20 protein-coding genes and 2 tRNA genes are annotated in these 21,524 nt (G+C 63.6%); 8 read left to right on the top strand and 14 right to left on the bottom strand.

What is annotated here, in order from left to right; all coding sequences use genetic code 11:
* Position 1 precedes the first annotated feature (1 nt).
* From FFS62_RS01525 to FFS62_RS01490, 8 genes are all read left to right on the top strand, one after another.
* Positions 2-880 carry an oxygenase MpaB family protein gene (locus tag FFS62_RS01525; protein ID WP_137971050.1) on the top strand — a complete coding sequence of 293 codons (879 nt, stop codon included), beginning with the start codon at positions 2-4 and terminating at the stop codon, positions 878-880.
* Between the two features lie 98 nt (positions 881-978).
* Positions 979-2,157 (top strand): acetyl-CoA C-acetyltransferase, encoded by a 1,179-nt coding sequence (locus FFS62_RS01520; protein WP_137971049.1) that lies wholly within the window; start codon positions 979-981, stop codon positions 2,155-2,157.
* 179 nt (positions 2,158-2,336) lie between these two features.
* Positions 2,337-3,350, top strand: coding sequence for a class I SAM-dependent rRNA methyltransferase (locus tag FFS62_RS01515; protein ID WP_137971048.1), 1,014 nt, complete (start codon positions 2,337-2,339; stop codon positions 3,348-3,350).
* A gap of 88 nt (positions 3,351-3,438) precedes the next feature.
* A complete protein-coding gene (locus FFS62_RS01510) occupies positions 3,439-6,480 on the top strand; it encodes a DUF748 domain-containing protein (protein WP_137971047.1) in 3,042 nt (1,013 codons plus the stop codon).
* Positions 6,480-6,770 carry a DUF2845 domain-containing protein gene (locus FFS62_RS01505; protein WP_137971046.1) on the top strand — a complete coding sequence of 97 codons (291 nt, stop codon included), beginning with the start codon at positions 6,480-6,482 and terminating at the stop codon, positions 6,768-6,770. Before FFS62_RS01510 ends, FFS62_RS01505 begins: the two co-directional genes overlap by 1 nt.
* A gap of 42 nt (positions 6,771-6,812) precedes the next feature.
* The gene (locus FFS62_RS01500; RefSeq protein ID WP_137971045.1) at positions 6,813-7,115 is read left to right on the top strand and encodes a DUF2845 domain-containing protein; all 303 of its coding nucleotides are present in this window, start codon (positions 6,813-6,815) and stop codon (positions 7,113-7,115) included.
* Positions 7,116-7,143: 28 nt separating this feature from the next.
* Positions 7,144-7,440: a DUF2845 domain-containing protein gene (locus tag FFS62_RS01495; RefSeq protein ID WP_137971044.1), complete on the top strand. Its 297-nt coding sequence runs from the start codon at positions 7,144-7,146 to the stop codon at positions 7,438-7,440.
* A 24-nt stretch (positions 7,441-7,464) separates the two neighbouring features.
* The gene (locus tag FFS62_RS01490) at positions 7,465-8,919 is read left to right on the top strand and encodes a rhomboid family intramembrane serine protease (protein WP_137971043.1); all 1,455 of its coding nucleotides are present in this window, start codon (positions 7,465-7,467) and stop codon (positions 8,917-8,919) included.
* A 48-nt stretch (positions 8,920-8,967) separates the two neighbouring features.
* Here FFS62_RS01490 and FFS62_RS01485 read toward each other — a convergent pair whose 3' ends face one another.
* From FFS62_RS01485 to tpiA, 14 genes are all read right to left on the bottom strand, one after another.
* Positions 8,968-9,165: a CsbD family protein gene (locus FFS62_RS01485; protein ID WP_043308795.1), complete on the bottom strand. Its 198-nt coding sequence runs from the start codon at positions 9,163-9,165 to the stop codon at positions 8,968-8,970.
* Positions 9,166-9,214: 49 nt separating this feature from the next.
* Positions 9,215-9,568: a BON domain-containing protein gene (locus tag FFS62_RS01480; protein WP_137971042.1), complete on the bottom strand. Its 354-nt coding sequence runs from the start codon at positions 9,566-9,568 to the stop codon at positions 9,215-9,217.
* Positions 9,569-9,771: 203 nt separating this feature from the next.
* Positions 9,772-11,187 carry a DUF4013 domain-containing protein gene (locus FFS62_RS01475; RefSeq protein ID WP_137971041.1) on the bottom strand — a complete coding sequence of 472 codons (1,416 nt, stop codon included), beginning with the start codon at positions 11,185-11,187 and terminating at the stop codon, positions 9,772-9,774.
* Positions 11,188-11,296: 109 nt separating this feature from the next.
* A complete protein-coding gene (gene pnp, locus FFS62_RS01470) occupies positions 11,297-13,402 on the bottom strand; it encodes a polyribonucleotide nucleotidyltransferase (RefSeq protein ID WP_137971040.1) in 2,106 nt (701 codons plus the stop codon).
* Positions 13,403-13,618: 216 nt separating this feature from the next.
* Positions 13,619-13,888, bottom strand: coding sequence for a 30S ribosomal protein S15 (gene rpsO / locus FFS62_RS01465; protein ID WP_021700421.1), 270 nt, complete (start codon positions 13,886-13,888; stop codon positions 13,619-13,621).
* Between the two features lie 174 nt (positions 13,889-14,062).
* Positions 14,063-14,983 carry a tRNA pseudouridine(55) synthase TruB gene (truB, locus tag FFS62_RS01460; RefSeq protein ID WP_137971039.1) on the bottom strand — a complete coding sequence of 307 codons (921 nt, stop codon included), beginning with the start codon at positions 14,981-14,983 and terminating at the stop codon, positions 14,063-14,065.
* Positions 14,984-14,985: 2 nt separating this feature from the next.
* On the bottom strand, positions 14,986-15,363 hold the full coding sequence (gene rbfA, locus FFS62_RS01455) for a 30S ribosome-binding factor RbfA (protein WP_137971038.1): 378 nt from the start codon (positions 15,361-15,363) through the stop codon (positions 14,986-14,988).
* Between the two features lie 100 nt (positions 15,364-15,463).
* Positions 15,464-17,962 carry a translation initiation factor IF-2 gene (infB, locus tag FFS62_RS01450; protein WP_137971037.1) on the bottom strand — a complete coding sequence of 833 codons (2,499 nt, stop codon included), beginning with the start codon at positions 17,960-17,962 and terminating at the stop codon, positions 15,464-15,466.
* Positions 17,963-17,989: 27 nt separating this feature from the next.
* Positions 17,990-19,471 (bottom strand): transcription termination factor NusA, encoded by a 1,482-nt coding sequence (gene nusA / locus FFS62_RS01445; RefSeq protein ID WP_137971036.1) that lies wholly within the window; start codon positions 19,469-19,471, stop codon positions 17,990-17,992.
* Positions 19,472-19,518: 47 nt separating this feature from the next.
* Positions 19,519-19,977 carry a ribosome maturation factor RimP gene (rimP, locus tag FFS62_RS01440; RefSeq protein ID WP_137971035.1) on the bottom strand — a complete coding sequence of 153 codons (459 nt, stop codon included), beginning with the start codon at positions 19,975-19,977 and terminating at the stop codon, positions 19,519-19,521.
* A 131-nt stretch (positions 19,978-20,108) separates the two neighbouring features.
* Positions 20,109-20,185 (bottom strand) — tRNA-Met (locus FFS62_RS01435).
* A 96-nt stretch (positions 20,186-20,281) separates the two neighbouring features.
* Positions 20,282-20,367: transfer RNA gene (locus FFS62_RS01430), tRNA-Leu, on the bottom strand.
* A 10-nt stretch (positions 20,368-20,377) separates the two neighbouring features.
* Positions 20,378-20,761 carry a preprotein translocase subunit SecG gene (gene secG / locus FFS62_RS01425; protein ID WP_137971034.1) on the bottom strand — a complete coding sequence of 128 codons (384 nt, stop codon included), beginning with the start codon at positions 20,759-20,761 and terminating at the stop codon, positions 20,378-20,380.
* 3 nt (positions 20,762-20,764) lie between these two features.
* The gene (tpiA, locus tag FFS62_RS01420) at positions 20,765-21,520 is read right to left on the bottom strand and encodes a triose-phosphate isomerase (RefSeq protein WP_137971033.1); all 756 of its coding nucleotides are present in this window, start codon (positions 21,518-21,520) and stop codon (positions 20,765-20,767) included.
* Positions 21,521-21,524 lie beyond the last annotated feature (4 nt).

Genomic DNA, 21,524 nt, shown 5'->3' with positions numbered 1-21,524 from the left:
CATGGAATTCCTCCGCCGCCGCATCGAGCAGCAGGTCCTCAGCCTCAGTGGCATCGTTCTCGGCCAGATCGACTTCAGCCAGCCCCAAGGCGATCCCGGCCTGTTCGGCCCAGACGCGGTGTGCTGGCGCGTGCATGGCGACTTCACCAGCATGATGGTCGGCGGCATCAGCGCCCTGCTGCTACAGGCCCTGCATCCTCTCGCCCTGGCCGGCGTGTGGGACCACTCGAATTTCCGCGAAGACCTGATCGGCCGCCTGCGCCGCACCGGCCAGTTCATCTCCGGCACCACCTTCGGCGCGACCCGCGATGCCGAGTGGCTGATCGACAAGGTGCGCACCATCCATCTCAAGGTGGTCGGCACCGCGCCGGATGGCAGGCCCTACGCGGCCAGCGACCCGGCGCTGCTGACCTGGGTGCACGTGGCCGAAGTGTCGAGCTTCCTCGCCGCCCACCTGCGCTACTGCAACCCCCAGCTCAGCGAGGCCGACCAGGACCGCTACTACGCCGAGGTCGCGCTGATCGCCGAACGCCTGGGCGCCGAGAATGTGCCGCGCTCGCGCGCCGAAGTCGCCGCCTACCTCGATGGCGTGCGCCCGCAGCTGCTGTGTGACGAGCGCTCGCGGGAGATCCTGCGCGTCCTGCAGGGCGCGCCGGCGCCCAGCGCCCTGGCCGTGACGGTGGGCAAGCTGTTGATGCAGGCCGGCTTCGATCTGCTGCCGGACTGGGCACAGGCCATGCTCGACACACCAATCGGCGCCGCCCGCAGCCGGGCGATTCGCGCCGGGGTGAACAGCCTGGCGCCGACGCTGCGCTGGGCCGTGCGTGGCGCCGCGGTGCATCGCGCGCGCCGGCGCCTGGGCCTGCCGCCGCGCGACTGAGCGGTCGGCTCCGGCACTGGCCGGGGTCGAATCGGCTATGCCACCATAGCGCCCCCGTCGCGCCCAACGTGCGCGCACCCGATTTCGAGGAGCCCGTCATGCAAGAAGTCGTCATCGTCGCCGCCACCCGCACCGCCATCGGCAGCTTCCAGGGCTCCCTGGCCGGCGTACCCGCCGTCGACCTGGGCGCCGCGGTGATCAAGCGCCTGCTGGAACAGACCGGCCTCAACGGCAGCGAAGTCGACGAGGTGATCCTCGGCCACGTGCTGACCGCCGGCGCCGGGCAGAACACCGCGCGCCAGGCCTCGATCAAGGCCGGTCTGCCGAATGCCGTGCCGGCGCTGACCCTGAACAAGGTCTGCGGCTCCGGCCTCAAGGCCCTGCACCTAGGTGCCCAGGCAATTCGCTGCGGCGACGCCGAGGTGATCATCGCCGGCGGCATGGAGAACATGAGCCTGGCGCCCTACGTCATGCCCGCCGCCCGCACCGGCCAGCGCATGGGCCACGGCAAGCTGATCGACACCATGATCCAGGACGGCCTGTGGGACGCCTTCAACGACTACCACATGGGCATCACCGCCGAGAACCTGGTGGACAAGTACGGCATCAGCCGCGAGCAGCAGGACGCCTTCGCCGCCGCCTCGCAGCAGAAAGCCGTGGCCGCCATCGAGGCCGGCCGCTTCAATGACGAGATCACCCCGATCCTGATCCCCTCGCGCAAGGGTGACCCGGTCAGCTTCGCCAAAGATGAGCAGCCGCGCGCCGGCACCACCGCAGAAAGCCTGGCCGGCCTCAAACCGGCGTTCAAGAAGGACGGCAGCGTCACCGCCGGCAACGCCTCCAGCCTCAACGACGGCGCCGCCGCCGTGTTGCTGATGAGTGCCGACAAGGCCAAGTCCCTGGGCCTGCCAGTGCTGGCCAGGATTGCTTCCTACGCCAACGCCGGCGTCGACCCGGCAATCATGGGCATCGGCCCGGTCTCCGCCACCAAGCGCTGCCTGGAGAAAGCCGGCTGGCAACTGGCCGACCTCGACCTGATCGAGGCCAACGAAGCCTTCGCCGCCCAGGCCCTGTCGGTCGGCAAGGAGCTGGGTTGGGATGCGGCCAAGGTCAACGTCAATGGCGGCGCCATCGCCCTCGGCCACCCCATCGGCGCCTCCGGCTGCCGCGTGCTGGTGACCCTGCTGCACGAGATGATCAAGCGCGATGCCAAGAAGGGCCTGGCCACCCTGTGCATCGGCGGTGGGCAGGGTGTAGCCCTGGCCATCGAACGCTAACGTTACGCCCATCACTCGCATTCGCGGTGTCGGCGGCGCTTGCCGTAGGCGGTCTACTGTCTGCGCACCGCCTCCTTGCGACTACGAGCGCTGTGCGCGACTGAGCATGGAGTAACGCCGGCCGAGAGCCGGCGTTTTTCTTGGTAAACTGCGCGCCCTCCCGCTTCGAGACGCCGCGCATGTCTTCTCTCGACCAGGCGCTCTCCGCCGCCCTCGATGCCCGCCAGCCATTGCTGGCCGAACTGCACCAGCAGCAGACCGACTGCTACCGGCTGTTCCATGGCAGCCAGGAAGGCGCACCCGGCCTCACCGTCGACCGCTATGGCCCGCAACTGATGGTGCAGAGCTTCCATCAGCCACTGGAGCTCGATGCACTACTCGACCTGCACACCACTATCAACGGGCGCCTCGGCGTCGAACTGCAACTGGTCTACAACGACCGTTCCGGTGGCAACTCGCGCGTAGACCGGCGCGACCCGGTGTACCAGGCCACTCCCGAGGCGCTGGAAGATATGGTCGGCCGGGAATGGGGGCTGAATTACCGGGTACGCGGGCGCCATCCGGGCCAGGACCCGCTGCTGTTCCTCGACCTGCGCGAAGCACGCGGCTGGGTGAAGCGCCACAGCGCCGGCAAGAGCGTGCTCAACCTGTTCGCCTATACCTGCGGCGTCGGCCTGTGCGCCGCGGCCGGTGGCGCGCGCGAGGTGCTCAACCTGGACTTCGCCGAGGGCAATCTGGCAGTAGGCCGCGAGAACGTGGCGCTCAATCCGGGCCTGGCGATGGACTTCGTGCAATCCGACTACTTCCCCGCCATCCGCCAGTTGGCCGGGCTGCCCATCGCCTCCCGCCGCGGGCAGAAGTTGCCGAGCTATCCGCGCCTGGAACAGCGCCAGTTCGACCTGGTACTGCTCGACCCGCCGGCCTGGGCCAAGAGCGCCTTCGGCACCGTCGACCTGCTGCGCGACTACCAGAGCCTGCTCAAGCCGGCGATCCTCGCCACCGCCGAGGATGGCGTGCTGATCTGCTGCAACAACCTGGCGAAAGTGGCGATGGACGACTGGCGCCCGCAGGTGCTGCGCTGCGCCGAGAAACTAGGGCGCCCGGTGCGCGAGTGCGAGCAGATCGTCCCCGCTGCCGACTTCCCCTCGCGCGACGGCCAACCACCACTGAAGACCCTGGTGCTGCGCTTCTAAGTCGGTCACAAGGGCACAGTGCTGGCCCACAAAGCGTGACGGCCCATGCCATACTCCTGGCGTCTTAGCCTGGAAGATGTGCCGCACCATGCCCAAAGGATTGAAACGCGCCGCCTACGCGCTCGCGATTGCATTCGGCCTGTATAGCCTGCTCGGCTTCCTGATCCTGCCCGGTATAGCGCTGCGGGTGGCCAACCAGCAACTGGCCCAATTGGCCACCGTGCCGGCGCGCCTGGAGCGCATCGAGCTCAACCCCTTCAGCCTGGAGCTGCAGCTCTGGGGCCTGCATATCGGCGAGCCGGCCAAGCCGCAGGTCGCCTTCCAGCGCCTGTACGCCAACCTGCAGGTCGACAGCCTGTGGAGCGGCGCCCTGCACCTGGCCGACATCGAGCTGGAGAAGGCGCATACCGAGGTGCTGTTCGCCAAGGACGGCAAGCTCAACCTGACCGGCCTGTTCCAGCTGCCGCCCAGCGAAGAGAAGCCCGCAGCGGAGGAGCCGAGCGAGCCCTTCCCGCTGCGTATCGGCCGCATCGCCCTGATCGAGAACGGCCTGCACTTCGAGGACCTGCGCCCCAGCGAGCCGGTGGAGTTCATCTACGACTCGCTGAATCTGGAGCTGACCAACCTCAGCACGTTGCCCGACGACAACGCCGACATGCAGATGATCGCCATCGGCCCGCGCGGCGGACGCATCGACTGGCAGGGCCAGGTCAGCCTCACCCCGATCACCTCCAAGGGTCAGCTCAAGATCACCGACGGCAAGCTCAAGGGCGTGTGGCCCTATGTGCGCGATGCCGTGCCACTGGTATTGGAAGACGGCGTGCTCGACCTCAGCGCCGAGTACTCGCTGAACCTGGCCAAGGGCACCGAGCTGCAGCTGAGCAATGTCAGCGCGGCGCTCTCCAGCTTCGCCATCAAGAGCCCCGAGGACAAGCCGCTGGCTCGCCTGGAGCGCCTGGACGTCAGCGACACCAGCCTGGATCTGGCCAAGCAGCAGGTGGTGATCGGCAAGATTCGCAGCCACAAGCTGGAAACCTGGGCGGCCCGCGAGAAGGACGGCCAGCTGGACTGGCAGAAGCTGTTCGCCAGCCATAGCAAGCCTGCTCCGGCAGCCACACCTGCTGCCCCGCAGACGCCCGCCGCCGTTCCCGAAGCTCCGGCTCCGGCTCCGGCTCCGGCTCCGGCTCCGAACGAGGGTGGTGCAGGCTCTACGCCCGCAACAGCCGCACCGAATGCTTCTCAACAAACCGCCAGCGCCGCAGCTCCGGCAGAGCCGAAAAAACCGGAAGAGCCGGCCAAGCCCTGGCAGGTGCTGCTGCGCGATGTGCAGCTGCGCGACTACCAGATCCACCTGGCCGACCGCGCCGCAGGCGCCCAGGAGGTCAAGCTCGACCTGGCCCCGTTCCATCTCGATCTCAAGGACTTCGACAGCCTGGGCACCTCGCCCTTCGCCCTCAAGCTCGATACCGGGGTGAACAAGCGCGGGCAGATCAAGGCCGATGGCCAGGTCCAGCTACAGCCGACCACCGCCAAACTGCAGCTGGTCACCCGTGACATCGATCTGCGCCTGGCCCAGTCCTATATCAGCCCCTTCGTCCGCCTGGAGCTGCGCAGCGGCCTGCTCGGCAGCGACCTGGCCGTGAACCTGAAGAGCGTCGATCCGCTGGCCTTCAGCATCGGCGGCCGCGCCGAGGTCAACCAACTGCATACTCTGGATACCCTCAAGGACCGCGACTTCCTCAAGTGGCAGCAACTGGTGGTGGAGGGGCTGGACTATCAGCACGAACAGGGCCTGGTGATCGGCCAGGTCAATCTGCAGCAGCCTTATGCGCGCTTCATCATCAACGAGGACCTGACCACCAATATCAACGACCTGGTCATCGCTCAGCCCGCCGACCCGAAGGCCAAGCCGGCGCCCGCCGGCAAACAACTGCCGATCCGCATCGGCGGAGTGAACATCAAGGATGGCTCGGCCAACTTCGCCGATTTCAGCCTGACCCCCAACTTCGCCACCGCCATCCAGCAACTCAATGGCCAGATCGGCACCCTGGACAACCAGAGCCCGAAGACCGCCAGCGTCGATATCAAGGGCAAGGTCGACAAGTACGCGCCGGTCACCATCAAGGGCGGGCTGACGCCGTTCGACCCGATGAACAGCCTGGATATCGCCACCAGCTTCAAGAACGTCGAGCTGACCACCCTCACCCCCTACTCCGGCAAGTTCGCCGGCTACCGCATCAAGAAGGGCCGCCTCAACCTGGACCTGCACTACCAGATCGAGAAGGGCCAGCTGAACGCCGAGAACAAGCTGCTGCTGGAGGACCTGCAGCTGGGCGAGAAGGTCGACAGCAAGGACGCCGTGGACCTGCCGATCCGCCTGGCCGTGGCCCTGCTCAAGGACACCAAGGGCAATATCGATATCCAGCTGCCGGTGCAGGGCAATCTCAACGACCCGCAGTTCAGCGTCATGCCCATCGTCTGGCAGACCATGCGCAATCTGGTGCTGCGCGCCGCCCAGGCACCGTTCAAGTTCATCGCCGGCCTGGTCGGTGGTGGCGAGGCCGACCTCAGCCAGGTGCAGTTCGCCGCGGGCAGCAGCGAGCTGGACGGCGCCGCGCAGAAATCCCTGGATACCCTGGCTGCCGCGCTCAAGGAGCGTCCGGTGCTGCGCCTGGAAGTGGAAGGCATGAGTGCCGAAGCCAGCGATGGTCCGCTGCTGGCCGTGCAACGCCTGGAGCGCGAATACCAGAGCACCCAGTACAAGATGCTGCAGCGCAACGGCGACCAGGTACCGGCCGAGCCCGAGCTGCTGGTGGTGAACGAGGACGACAAGGCGGTGCTGTTGGAAGGCATCTACCGCACCCGCCTGAAGCAGCAGCCTCCCGCAGAATGGAAGGAGCTGCCGGACGAAGAGCGCACGGCGAAGATGCGCAACGCCGTGCTGGAGTCGTGGTCCAAGAGCGAACTGCTGCTGCGCCAACTCGGCCAGGCCCGAGCGGCCAGCATCAAGGACTATCTGGTGGAGCGCGGCGGCCTGGAAGACCAGCGCATCTATCTGCTCGACGTAAGCCTGGCTCAGGGCCAGGCGGGAGAGAACGTGGCTACCGCGCTGCACCTGGGGAGTCTGTAATGCACAGGAAATTGCTAGCTGCTGCCATGCTGCTGGCCTGCGGTCTCGCCGAGGCAGGCACGTTGCGCTGCGGCAGCAAACTGGTTAACGAGGGTGACCGCGCTTTTGAGGTAGAGCGCAAATGCGGCGAGCCGGACCATCGAGATCTGGTGGGGTACACCGGCGGCGTCTATGGCGACCGCGAGCTGGTCATCGAAGAGTGGGTCTATGGACCGAGCAACGGCATGCTCAATATCCTCACGTTTCAGGGCAATCGCCTGACCCGTATCGAAACCAAACGCGCCGACTGACAATTGGCCCACCGAGGTGAAGTTCGCCGCCAGGAATCATCGATGCACAAACTCGCTACTCTCGCCCTCTGCCTGTTGCTGGCCAACGCAGCAGAAGCCAGCTCGACCCTGCGCTGCGGCAGCAAGCTGATCAGCACTCAGGATCTGGCCAGTGAGATAGAGGCCAAGTGCGGAGAGCCTGCCAGCCGAGACTTTCTCGGCTATCGGGAGGTGATTGATTATTATGGCTTCGTCAACGAAGTACCCATCGAGGAATGGGTCTACGGACCAAAGAACGGCATGTATTATTTTCTCCGTCTGGAAGGCAACCGCCTGATCAAGATCGAGAGCAAGCGCAAAAACTGACGATAGCCACTCAACAAGGATGATTTTCATGAAAAGGGAAACTCTACTGCTTGGCAGTCTGCTGATCGCTTTCAGCGCCAACAGCCATGCGGCCTCGCTACGTTGTGCCAAGGGCCTCGCCAGTACCGGCGACCGCAGCGTCGAAGTGCTGAGCAAGTGCGGAGAACCCATCAGCAAAGCCGTCGTCGGCTACGTAGTCAGCGAGCGCCAGAACATTGAGGTCCCGCAGGAAGAGTGGGTCTACACACCGGAAGGCGGGATGCAATATTTTCTGTTAATCGAGAGCGGGGTTCTTACTCGCATCGACAGCAAACGAGGGGGCTAGTTAGCAGCGACAAGGACGTAATCCATGCTGATCATCCCCGCCGAGCACCCGCTGGACTGGAAGCGCCCGCCAGTCATCACGCTGCTGCTGATTCTGCTCAACACCCTGATCTACTTCGCCTACCAGGGCAGTGACGAAGCTCGCCGCGAGGTGGCGGTGCAGAGCTATCTCGACGGCGGCCTGCTGGGCCGCGAGCGCGCACTGTTCCTCGAGGACATCGCCCAGCGGGAAAAGCTGGACGATGAGCAGCGTGAATATATCGACCATATGCGCCGCCAGGAGCTGGCCGGGTGGATACTGCACGACCTGCAGTTCGAGCACACACTGCACCAGCGCAGCGACTTCCGCGCCGATCAAGCCTGGCAGGCGGCACGCGCCAGGGCCGAAGAGGCGCGCAACCAGCTCAGCACATTCCGCTTCGGCTTCATTCCGGCGCAATTCACCCTCGAGGGGCTGTTCGGGGCCATGTTCCTGCATGGCAGCTTCGACCACCTGCTGGGCAACATGCTGTTCCTGTTCATCTTCGGCTTCGCCCTGGAGATCGCCCTGGGGCGCTGGGTCTATCTGGGACTGTACCTGCTCAGCGGCCTCGCCTCGCACCTGCTGTGGTGGGCGCTGGATCCGGTGTGGGTCACCGGCGTGGGGGCTTCGGGAGCCATCTCGGGGCTGATGGGCATGTACATCGGCGTGTATGGCCTGCGCCGAATCAACTTCTTCTACTGGCTGGGCCCGCTGATCGGCTACTTCAAGGCACCGGCCCTGTGGATACTGCCGGTCTGGATGGGCAAGGAACTCTACGGCCTGCTGGCGGCGGACGATCACGTCAACTATTACGCCCACCTCGGCGGCCTCGGCGCGGGTTTCCTCACCGTGTGGCTGGCGCGACTCAGCGGCCGCCTGCAGATGGACGAAGCCTATCTGCTCAAGGAAGACCCGGACGCGCCCTTCAAGCGCGAACTGGCGGCGCTGGATCAGCTTATCGGCCAGTTCGCCCTGCCCCAGGCCGCTATCCGCGGCCCCGATCTGCTGACCCGCTATCCCGGCCGCCTCGCGCTGCTCGAGCGGCTCTATGCCGTGGCCTGTGGGCGCCAGGACAAGGCGCTGCTGACTCAAGTACTCAAGCAGCTGTTCGCCCTGCCGGACACTCCCGAAGCCAGGCCACTGCTGCTGCGCATGGCCGGTGATAGCAGCGAAACGCACCGCCAGCTGCTGGGACATCCCACCGTGCAATTGCACCTGCTGCAGAAGCTGATCCGCATTGGCGAAGGCCCTCACGGTCTGACTGCATGGCGGCGGCTCAGCCAGATGCCGCAACCCCTCCAGCAATTGCCGCCGCTGACCTTGCAGCTGGCCAAGCAACTGGGGCAGCGCCGGGACCTGCGAGCGGTAAGCGAACTGGCTCAGTATCTGCGCAAGGCCTTCCCCGAGGCGGAGCAGACCCAGCAGCTGAGTTTCTATCAACAGAATCTGGCGCGCTGAGCCCATAAAAAAGCCCCGAATTCGGGGCTTTTTTATGGCAAACGGCTGCTACAGCTTGCTGCTGAAGTCGCGCACTTCCTGTTGCGCCCGCTCCTTGGTCCAGCCGTAACGCTCCTGCAGCTTGCCTTCCAGATACTCGCTATGACCTTCGACGATATCCAGGTCGTCATTAGTCAAATTGCCCCAGCGCTCCTGAATACGGCCGGAGAGCTGTTTCCATTTGCCTTTGATCACATCGGAGTTCATGGCGTTTCCTCCCATGGGGCACTGCCGGCCATGCCGGCAGCGCTGTGGGTTATTCGGTAGATTTCAGGCCATCGGCGGATACGGAAGTCACGCCCTTGATCGCCTTGGCTTTCTCCACCGCCAAATCACGCTCGGCATCGGTCGGCACCACACCGGACAGCGAGACCACGCCTTCGTTGGTTTCCACCTTGATATCCAGGCCGCTGATGCTGTCGTCAGCCAGGAAGCTGGCTTTCACCTTGCTGGTGATCCAGGTATCGGTAACCGCTTCTTCCGCCTCGTTGACGGTTTCACTGGCGGCCAGTTGCAGAGGCTCGTCGGCGAAGGCCGCATTGCTCAGCGGCATGCCGATGACAGCGGCGGTAAGAGCGGCAAGGGTCCACTTGTTGAAAGGCTGTTTCATAGCGATCTACTCCTGATTGCTTCGGAAGTATTCGCAGCCAACTCCTGGCTGCGCTTGCAGGGAGAGATATCGCAAGCGCTATGCCAGTTTTTCTTCGAAAATAATTCCTTAATTTTCAATAACTTGAAATAACAAGAAGCCAAACGGGGCATGCAAAATGCCGAAACCGCGAGAATAAGCCGTGCAGATTGCAATACCTGGCGTTATGCCCGTGCCGCCAACTGGGCGATGATGGCCTCCAGGCCGGCCACCTCTCCCAACAGGGGGGATTGCGGATAGCGGGCACGAATGAAGCCCAGCAGCTTCTGCGCCGGCTCCAGCTGCCCCAACCCCTCGGCAAAACCGCGGGCGGCCAGCAGATACGCCCGTGGAATATGCGGATAGTCAGGGAAACGCTGATGCAGATTGCGCAGCAGGCTCAGCCCTTCGCGAGTCTTGTGCCGCTGCAGCAGGGCCTCCGCCACGCGCTCGCAGACCTGGGCATCGTCCGGCAGATAGTCGGGCTTCAGCTGGCGGGCATTCAGCAACGCCGTGGCAGCCTGAGCCGGATTCAGGCGTGCCACCAACGGCAGGTAATGCGCCAGATGGCGCAGGCAGCGCTCGCGCGCATCGAGACCGAACAGCAGCTGATGGAAGCGCTCGTTGAGCTTGAGGTCATTGGGCGCCACGTCCAGCGCCTTGGCCAGCACCTCCAGGGCATGGCCACTCTGCCCTTCCTTCAAGCGCACCTCGGCATCGGCGAGGGCGCGGCGACGACGGTACTCCTCGGCAGGAAAGCCGCTCGGCGCCTGGTCATCCACCGCCACGTATCCCAGGGCGCCCTGATACTGGAATACGGCGTAGCCCATCATGGCGCACATCACCACACTGAAATAACCGAACAGCAGCGCAGCGACGGGGATCAGCACCACCTCGGGCAAGCCCTTGGACAGCATGTAGATGACCCAGTCCGGCGACTGCCAGAGGATGAACAGAAAGACCCAGAGAATCAGATAGCGCCAGCCCATGGCCTGGATCACCGAACCGACCTGATCGGGGCTCAGTGCGGCACCCAGGGTCTTGTCCAGCGCCAAGCGGATCAGGCTGGCCGGGATCAGCAGTTGTACGCCCAGGGTGGCCGTCCAGAACAGCGCCTCGCTGTCGAAGTCCGCCGCCAGCCAGACCACGGCGAAGGACAGGAAGAAGATCACCAGCACCCGCCAGAACAGGCTGAAGCCTTCGCCGTCGAAGGCGCTGAGCAGGGACGGAGCCTCGCGCGTGCCCTGGCTGGCACTCTCGATCACGCTCTGCAGGTACTTGGTGGCCACGCAGAACAATGCCAGCCACAGCAGCTTCCAGGCCGGCATGAACAGGCTGGCCAGGCATAGCGCGGCGGCAAAGGCCAACGGGCCGGGCTGCAGGCCATAGCGGAAGAACGCGGGAATGCGCTGCCAGAACGGTTGCGCGGTGTTGGCCGCGCCGAGGAAGCGCAGCTTGCCGCCGCACAGCGGACATTGCGGCTCCAGCTCCGGTGCGTCGGCATTCAGCGGAACGCAGCAGTCGCCATAGTCACGCTGGCAAGGTGAGCAATGCCAGGTCGCGGGCTGGGCGGGATGATAGCGGCAGTGAGTGATTTCCATCGCCAGACGTCCTTGTTGGGTACTGCGGAAAGCGCCATTGTCGGGGCAAATCGTGGGCAAAAAAAAGAGGGCCCGCATGGGGCCCTCCTCTCTACCGCCTGACCTGGACTTAAACGCCCGAAGCCTTGGCAGCGGCAACGTCCTTGATGGACAGCTTGATGCGGCCGCGGTTGTCGACGTCCAGTACCAGCACTTCGACTTCCTGACCTTCCTTCAGCACGTCGGTGACCTTCTCCACGCGAGCGTCGCTCAGCATGGAGATGTGCACCAGACCGTCCTTGCCCGGCAGGATGTTGACGAAGGCGCCGAAGTCGACGATGCGCTCGACCTTGCCGACATAGATCTTGCCGATCTCGGCTTCCGCGGTGATACCCAGAACGCGCTGACGCGCGGCCTCGGCAGCTTCCTTGGTTTCGCCGAAGATCTTGATCGAGCCGTCGTCTTCGATGTCGATCGAGGCCTTGGTCTCTTCGCAGATACCACGGATGGTGGCGCCGCCCTTGCCGATGACGTCGCGGATCTTGTCCTGGTCGATCTTCATCGCGATCATGGTCGGGGCGTTGGCCGACAGCTCGGTGCGCGACTGGGCGATGACCTTGTTCATCTGGCCGAGGATGTTCAGGCGAGCTTCCAGGGCCTGATTCAGGGCGATCTCCATGATCTCTTCGGTGATGCCCTGGATCTTGATGTCCATCTGCAGCGCGGTCACGCCATTGGCGGTACCGGCAACCTTGAAGTCCATGTCGCCCAGGTGGTCTTCGTCACCGAGGATGTCGGTCAGTACGGCAAACTTGTCGCCTTCCTTGACCAGACCCATGGCGATACCGGCCACCGGCGCCTTCATCGGCACGCCGGCGTCCATCAGGGCCAGGGAAGCGCCGCAGACCGAAGCCATCGAGGACGAACCGTTGGACTCGGTGATTTCCGAGACGATACGGATGGTGTACGGGAACTCGTCGGCAGCCGGCAGCATGGCGGCTACGCCACGACGGGCCAGACGACCGTGGCCGATTTCGCGGCGGCCGGTGGCGCCCATGCGACCACACTCGCCGACCGAGTAGGGCGGGAAGTTGTAGTGCAGCATGAAAGGATCTTTTTTCTCGCCTTCCAGGGTGTCGAGCAGCTGCGCGTCACGGGCGGTGCCGAGGGTGGCAACCACCAGGGCTTGGGTTTCGCCACGGGTGAACAGGGCCGAGCCGTGGGTCTTGTCGAGCACGCCGACTTCGATGTTCAGGCCACGTACGGTGCGAGTGTCGCGACCGTCGATACGCGGTTTGCCGTTGACGATGTTCTCGCGCACGGTGCGGTATTCGATCAGGCCGAAGGCGTCTTTGACTTCGCCGGAGGACGGCTGGCCTTCTTCACCGGAGAACTTGGCAACGACCTGGTCGCGCAGCTCGTCCAGACGGTTGTAGCGGTCCTGCTTGATGGTGATGGTGTAGGCCTGGGAGATGGCCTCGCCGAACTCGGCCTTGATGGCGCTGAGCAGAGCGGTGTTCTCGGCCGGAGCGGTCCAGTTCCAGCGTGGCTTGCCGGTTTCGGCAGCCAGTTCGCCAACGGCCTTGATCACGGCCTGGAACTCGTCATGGGCGAACAGTACGGCGCCCAGCATCTGGTCTTCGGTCAGCTCTTTGGCCTCGGATTCGACCATCAGCACGGCGTCTTTGGTACCGGCCACGACCATGTCCAGGCTGGAGGCCTTGAGCTGCTCGTAAGTCGGGTTCAGCAGGTAGCCGGTTTCCGGGTGGAAGGCAACGCGTGCGGCGCCGATCGGGCCGTCGAACGGGATGCCGGAGATGGCCAGGGCGGCCGAGGTGCCGATCATCGCGGCGATGTCCGGATCGGTCTTCTTGCTGGTGGAGACCACGGTGCAGATGACCTGCACTTCGTTGAGGAAGCCTTCCGGGAACAGCGGACGGATCGGACGGTCGATCAGGCGCGAGGTCAGGGTCTCTTTCTCGGAAGGACGCGCTTCACGCTTGAAGAAGCCGCCAGGGATCTTGCCGGCGGCGTAGGTTTTTTCCTGGTAGTGCACGGACAGCGGGAAGAAGCCCTTGCCCGGGTCGGCTTGCTTGGCGCCAACCACGGTGCACAGCACGCTGACATCGTTGTCCACGGTGACCAGAACGGCACCGGAGGCCTGACGGGCAATGCGCCCGGTTTCGAGGGTGACGGTCGACTGACCGAACTGGAACTTTTTAATAACCGGAGTCACGGTATTTTCCTTCTCTTTGTTGCCTTGGGGGAAACTGCTGCAACAGGGGCCTGCTGCCCCTGAAACCTGTTCAGAACTCGGCTCGGTGGAGCCGGTTTTTGAACGGGTTTCAAATTCCGTTCTGTAGAAAGCCAGAAGCTGGAAGACCGAAGCCGCTGGCCGGTATCAACCGTCCCGCAACCCCGAGCTTCCAGCTTCTCACTTCAGGTGTACGTCTTAGCGACGCAGACCCAGGCGACCGATGAGGGCGCTGTAACGACTGGTGTCCTTACCCTTCAGGTAGTCCAGCAGCTTGCGGCGCTGGTTAACCATGCGGATCAGGCCACGACGCGAGTGGTGGTCTTTGCCGTTGGCCTTGAAGTGGTCCTGCAGCTTGTTGATGTTGGCGGTCAGCAGGGCAACCTGCACTTCCGGAGAACCGGTATCGCCTTCAGCTTGCTTGTAGTCGTTAACGATCTGGGCTTTTTCTTCAACGCTCAGTGCCATGGTAATGGGCTCCTAGAGTGAACAGGCCGGGAGCGACTCCCGTGTTTTAAATGGAGGAATGACCGCGCCTGTTGACAGCCACCCTCTTGGCCGCGAGTGAACGAGTCCGCCCGCGGTTCCGGTCATTCGACCGAATCAGTTGCCCTGGGCCGGAGCCCGGAGCCTCTAGCGCTATCAAGTAGCGGTAGAGATCAATCGCTTCGGCGCGATGCGCCCGTCTTCGCTCACTTCACCGATACCGATGAAGCGGCCGTTGTGATCCTGCACCCGGACCATGCCGAACTTCGGCGCTTCCGGAGCGCGTACCGGCTGGCCATGCAGCCAGTAATAGGCGCTGTGCTCGCTGAACTGCAGCAGGGGCCAGTGCTCCAGGCCGCTGTCCGATGGCAGCAGGAAGCGATCCAGCGCCTCGTTGCCACCTTCCGCGTGCACCCGCTCCAGCTCTTCCAGCGTCACCGTCTGCGCCAGGCTGAACGGCCCGGCCTGGGTACGCCGCAACTCGGCGACGTGGGCACCACAGCCCAGCCCGCGACCTAGATCCTCCACCAGGGTACGGATATAGGTGCCTTTGCTGCAGGCCACGGACAGGCGCAACTGCGCATTATCCAGGGCCAGCAAATCCAAGCGCGCGATAGTAACAGATCGCGCCTCGCGCTCCACTACCTCACCGGCACGCGCCAGCTTGTACAGCGGCTGGCCGTCCTTCTTCAGGGCGGAGTACATCGGCGGTATCTGTTTGATTTCACCACGGAAACGCGGCAGCTGCGCCTCCACGTCATCCCGACCGACGGTCACCTCGCGGCGCTCGAGCACATCCCCCTCGGCATCGCCGGTGGTGGTGGTCACGCCGAGCTGAGCCAGGGTCTCGTAGCCCTTGTCGGCATCCAGCAGATACTGGGAGAACTTGGTGGCTTCGCCGAAGCACAGCGGCAGCACGCCGGTGGCCAGTGGATCGAGGCTACCGGTGTGACCGGCCTTCTCGGCATTGAGCAACCAGCGCACCTTCTGCAGGGCCTGGTTGGAGCTCATGCCATGCGGCTTGTCGAGAATCAGGATGCCACTGACATTGCGGCGGATACGTTTTACCTGGGCCACGCTCAGTCGTCCTGATGCTTGCTGTCTTCGGACACCGCACGATCGATCAGCGCCGACAGGTGCGTACCACGGGAGATGCTCTCGTCGTAGTGGAAATGCAGCTGCGGCACGCTGCGCAGCTTCATCGCCTTGCCCAGCAGCATGCGCAGGTAGCCGGCGGCATCGTTGAGCACACGCACGTTCTGCTTGATCTTCTCCGCATCGTTCTCGCCCATCACGGTGATGAACACCTTGGCGTGGCCGACGTCGCGACTGACGTCGACGGCGGTGATGGTGACGAAGCCCAGGCGCGGGTCCTTGACCTCGCGCGGAATCATCTGCGCCAGCTCGCGCTGGATCTGATCGCCGATACGCTGGGTACGGCTATACACTTTTGCCATTTCTTCCTACCTCACCCGCGACGCTGTCAGCGGGTTCACAAGCGGCAAACGCCCGGCCGCGCTGATGCGGGGCCGGGCGTCCGGTGTTGCGGGCCGTCCCTTACAGGGTACGAGCCACCTGGACCTTCTCGAACACTTCGATCTTGTCCCCGACCTTGACGTCGTTGTAGCTCTTCACGGCGATACCGCACTCCATGCCGTTACGCACTTCGGCGACGTCGTCCTTGAAGCGGCGCAGGGATTCCAGCTCGCCTTCGAAGATCACCACGTCTTCGCGCAGTACGCGAATCGGACGGTTGCGATAGACGGTGCCCTCGATGACCATGCAGCCGGCGACGGCGCCGAACTTCGGCGAACGGAACACGTCACGCACTTCGGCGGTACCCAGGATGTTCTCGCGAACATCGCTGCCGAGCATGCCGGTCAGGGCCTTCTTGACGTCTTCGATGATGTCGTAGATCACGTTGTAGTAACGCATGTCCAGGCCTTCGGCCTCGACGATCTTGCGCGCACCGGCATCGGCACGCACGTTGAAGCCGAACAGCACCGCGTTGGAAGCCAGCGCCAGGTTGGCATCGGACTCGGTGATACCACCGACACCGCCACCGACCACGCGAACCTGGACTTCGTCGTTGCCCAGGCCGCTGAGCGAACCTTGCAGCGCCTCGAGGGAGCCACGGACGTCGGATTTGAGGACGATGTTGAGCGTCTTCTTCTCTTCCTGGCCCATGTTCTCGAAGATGTTTTCCAGCTTGCCGGCGTGAGCACGGGCCAGCTTCACTTCGCGGAACTTGCCCTGACGGAACAGAGCGACTTCGCGGGCCTTCTTCTCGTCGGCTACCACGGTCAGGTCGTCACCGGCATCCGGGGTGCCGTCCAGGCCGAGAATCTCGACCGGAATCGACGGACCGGCTTCCTTGATCGGCTGGCCGTTCTCGTCGAGCATGGCACGCACGCGGCCATAGTTGACGCCGCACAGAACCATGTCGCCCTGGCGCAGGGTACCGTCCTGGACCAGCACGGTGGCTACCGGGCCGCGGCCCTTGTCCAGACGCGATTCGACCACCACACCACGGCCAGGAGCCGACGGAGTGGCTTTCAGCTCGAGAACCTCGGCCTGCAGCAGTACGGCTTCGAGCAGCTCGTCGACGCCGGTACCAGCCTTGGCCGAAACACCTACGAACGGAGCATCGCCGCCCCACTCTTCCGGAATCACATCCAGCGCGGCCAGGCCGTTCTTGATGTTGTCCGGGTTGGCGTCGGGCTTGTCCATCTTGTTAATTGCGACCACGATCGGCACGCCAGCCGCTTTCGCGTGCTGCACGGCTTCCTGGGTCTGCGGCATCACACCGTCATCGGCCGCGACGACCAGAATGACGATGTCGGTGGCCTTGGCACCGCGGGCACGCATCGCGGTGAACGCGGCGTGGCCCGGGGTATCGAGGAAGGTGACCATGCCGCGGTCGGTTTCCACGTGGTAGGCACCGATGTGCTGGGTGATACCACCGGCCTCGCCAGCGGCTACCTTGGCACGACGGATGTAGTCGAGCAGAGAGGTCTTGCCGTGGTCGACGTGGCCCATCACGGTCACTACCGGTGCACGGGAGAAAGCCTCGCCTTCGAACCTCAGCGACTCGGCCAGCTGCTCTTCGAGCGCGTTCTCGCTGACCAGCTTGACCTTGTGGCCCATTTCCTCGGCGACCAGCTGAGCGGTCTCCTGGTCCAGGACCTGGTTGATGGTCACCGGGGAGCCCATCTTGAACATGAACTTGACCACTTCGGCACCCTTGACCGACATCTGGGCAGCCAGGTCGCCAACGGTAATGGTCTCGCCGATCGCTACTTCGCGCACAATAGGTCCTGTCGGGCTCTGGAACCCGTGCTGGTTACGCTTCTTCGGCTTCATCCGACCACCGCGACGGCGGTAATCGTCGACTTCTTCGTCGGTGCTGCGCGGAGCGACACGCGGAGCCGGCGCCTTTTCCTTCTCCTTGAGGGAAGGACGGTGCTGGGCATGCTTGCGGTCGCGACGCTCGTCGTCGTCGCTGCGGGCCGGTTTGTCTTTCTCGACGCGACGCGGCTCTTCCTTCTTGCGCTCGACGGCAACAGTAGGTTCGGCAGCGGCGGCGGCAGCCACGATCGGGGCAACGTCCACAGGCGCTTCGGCTGCGGCCGGAGCAGCAGCCTGCGGCTTGCTGGCGGCCGCTTCGGCCTGCTTGCGCGCCTCTTCCTCGGCCTTCAGACGCACAGCCTCTTCAGCGGCGCGCTGCTCTTCCAGCTCACGCTGCTTCTCGGCTTCGATCTCGGCCGGGCTGCGCTTGACGTAGGTCTTCTTCTTGCGCACTTCCACGCTGATGGTCTTGCTACCGGCAACCTTCAGGGTGGTGGTGGTCTTGCGCTGCAGGGTGATCTTGCGCGGCTCTTCCAGCTTCTCGCCGTGGCTGCCTTTCAGGTGCGCCAGCAGGGCCTGCTTCTCGTTGTCGGTCACCACTTGCTCGGCACTGGTGTGAGGCAAACCCGCCTCACGCATCTGCTGCAGCAGTCGCTCCACTGGTGTATCGACCACTTGGGCCAGTTCTTTCACCGTGACTTGCGTCATGCATCTCTCTCCTCAGGCCGCAACCGCTTACTCGAACCAATGGGCTCGGGCGGCCATGATCAGCTTGCCGGCACGCTCTTCTTGCATGCCGTCGATGTCGAGCAGGTCGTCGATCGACTGCTCGGCCAGGTCTTCGCGGGTAACTACGCCACGCACCGCCAGTTCCTGGGCCAGCGTCTTGTCCATGCCTTCCAGGGAAAGCAGGTCTTCGGCAGGCTGGGCATCGGCCAGCTTCTCTTCGTTGGCGATGGCCTTGGTCAGCAGACGGTCCTTGGCACGAGCACGCAGCTCGTTGACGATGTCCTCGTCGAAACCGTCGATGCTGAGCATCTCTTCCATCGGCACGTAGGCAATCTCTTCCAGGCTGGTGAAGCCTTCCTCGACCAGTACCTGGGCCAGCTCCTCGTCGACTTCCAGCTCGTCGACGAAGGCCTGCAGGATGTCGCCGGTCTCGGCCTGCTGCTTGGCCTGGATGTCGGCCTCGGTCATCACGTTCAGGGTCCAGCCGGTCAACTGGCTGGCCAGACGCACGTTCTGGCCACCGCGGCCGATGGCCTGGGCCAGGTTGTCTTCACCGACGGCGATGTCCATGGCGTGGGCATCTTCGTCGACGATGATCGCCGCCACTTCGGCCGGAGCCATGGCGTTGATCACGAACTGGGCGACGTTCTCGTCCCACAGCACGATGTCCACACGCTCGCCACCGATCTCGCCGGAGACGGCCTGGACGCGCGAACCGCGCATGCCGATGCAGGCGCCTTGCGGGTCGATACGCTTGTCCTTGGAGCGCACGGCGATCTTGGCGCGCGAACCCGGGTCACGGGAGGCGGCCATCACTTCGATCAGGCCTTCGGCGATTTCCGGCACTTCGATGGTGAACAGCTCGATCAGCATCTGCGGCGCGGTGCGCGACAGGATCAGCTGCGGACCACGGTTCTCGGTGCGGATCTCCTTGAGCAGGGCACGCATGCGCGCGCCGACGCGGAAGGTCTCGCGCGGAATGATGTCTTCGCGGGCCAGCAGCGCTTCCGCGTTGTTGCCAAGGTCGACGATCACGCTGTCGCGGGTAACCTTCTTCACGGTACCGGAGATGATCTCGCCAACGCGCTCGCGATAGGCGTCGACCACCTGGGCACGCTCGGCCTCGCGCACCTTCTGCACGATGACCTGCTTAGCGGTCTGCGCGGCGATACGGCCGAACTCGATGGACTCGACCGGCTCCTCGACAAAATCGCCGAGCTTGGCGCCGGCCTCGCGCTCCTGCGCCTGCTCGACAGTCAGCTGGGCAGCCGGGTTTTCCAGATCGTCCTCGGCAACCACTTCCCAACGACGGAAGGTCTCATAGCTGCCGTTATGGCGGTTGATCGCCACGCGCAGCTCGACTTCGTCGTCGAAACGTTTCTTGGTCGCCGTCGCCAGAGCCAGCTCCAGCGCCTCGAAAATCACATCGGCCGGTACGCCTTTCTCGTTGGATACCGACTCAACAACCAGCAGTACTTCTTTACTCATCGTACGCCTCGCCTTTCGCAATCCATTGGATCCGCGGGATCCGCGTCTCAGTCAAAACGGGGGATAATGTTGGCCTTGTCGATCAGATCGATCGGCAACAGGAATTCGTGGTCATCCACCAGCACCACCACGTCCTGCTCCTCCACACCGCGAAGGAGGCCCTGGAAATTGCGCCGCCCATCGAAGGGCGAACGCAGCTTGATCTTCACCTGCTCGCCAACATGCTTGGCGAACTGTTCGATGGTGAACAGCGGTCGATCCATACCCGGCGAAGACACCTCGAGGGTGTATTCGCTGCTGATCGGATCTTCGACGTCCAGCACGGCGCTGACCTGCCGGCTGACCACCTCGCAATCCTCGATCAGGATGCCGTTGGCATGATCGATGTACACGCGCAGCAGGGAATGCCGCCCCTGGGAGATGAACTCGATGCCCCAGCATTGATAGCCGAGAGATTCGATCACCGGGGCCAACATGGCCTGCAACTGTTCCAGCTTGCTCGACACCCGAAGCCCTCCGCGCATGTCGTAGAAATAAAAAATGGGCGAAACGCCCATCCATCGTGCCACCCGACGTAAAGCCGGTGGCGGATTGTCCAGCTAGCAAAAAGCCCCTGAATAAGGGGCTTCTTTACGACTGGTTGCGGGGGCTGGATTTGAACCAACGACCTTCGGGTTATGAGCCCGACGAGCTACCAGACTGCTCCACCCCGCGCCAAAGCTGGGCCAAGAGTATACGGACCTAACCCCTGAGGGTCAACCGAACTCCTGAAAACGACAAGGCCCGCAACCTGCGGGCCCTGCCGAAATATGGTACCGAGGAGGGGACTCGAACCCCTACAGCCTATGGCCACTACCACCTCAAGGTAGCGTGTCTACCAATTCCACCACCTCGGCAAAGAGGGTATTACTTCTGCTCCGGAACCTGGGGCACGTCAGCCTTTTCGACTGCCGGCTTTTGCTCTTCGAGCACCGGAACATCTTCAACTGCTGGCTTCTCTTGCTGAACTTCCAGCACTGCCGGATCCGGCAGACCAGCCTGCGTCAGATTATCAGCTTTCTCTTTAGCAAAGAAGGCTAAACCCAAGCTGGTAATGAAAAAAGCCGCGGCGAGTATAGCAGTAAAGCGACTCAGAAAGGTAGCGGAACCTTGGCTTCCGAAGACGGTACCGGAAGCACCCGCACCGAAAGAGGCACCGGCATCCGCGCCCTTACCTTGCTGCAGCAGCACCAGACCAACGACGCCAATGGCGCCCAGCAGATGCACGACAATTACGACTGTTTCCAGCATTTATCAGTTTCCTGCGGCGCGACAGATCGCACCAAACTCATCTGCGTTCAAGGAGGCCCCACCAATGAGCCCCCCATCGATATCCGGCATGCCGAACAACTCGGCAGCATTGGCGGCCTTGACACTGCCGCCATACAGAATTCTTACACCGCGCGCCACTTCCGCATTTTCTGCTTCCAGCTGCGCACGGATAGCCGCATGAACTTCCTGAGCCTGCTGAGGCGATGCAGTCAATCCGGTGCCAATGGCCCAGACCGGCTCGTACGCGACAACAGCCGCGGAGAAGGCACCTACGCCCAACTCCTCGATCACGCTTCCCAGCTGGGCAGATACCACTTCCAGCGTCCTGCCCGCCTGACGCTGCTCGAGGGTCTCGCCGATGCACAGCACCGGAACCAGACCACAGGATTGCGCAGCGGCAAACTTGCGACTCACCTGCTCGTCACGCTCGCCTAGAATCAGGCGACGCTCGGAGTGCCCCACCAGCACCATGCCGCAACCAGCATCGGCCAACTGGCTGGGCGCAATCTCACCGGTCAGAGCGCCTTGCATGGGCTCCACGGCGCAGTTCTGCGCACCGACGGCGATCGCCTTGCCTTCCAACCCAATCAACACCTGATAGATGTACAGACAAGGCGGCATGACTGCCACTTCGACACCGCTAGGCAGTGCCAATTGACGAAGGCCCTTGATCAGCTCTGCGACGCTGGCGCGGGTACCGTGCATTTTCCAGTTACCAGCTACCAGGGGGCGACGCATGCCA

This window comes from Pseudomonas sp. F(2018), from assembly GCF_005508865.1.
Taxonomy (GTDB): domain Bacteria; phylum Pseudomonadota; class Gammaproteobacteria; order Pseudomonadales; family Pseudomonadaceae; genus Aquipseudomonas.
The sequence above is the reverse complement of the archived record's forward strand: the minus strand, read 5'-3'. Positions and strand labels throughout refer to the sequence as shown.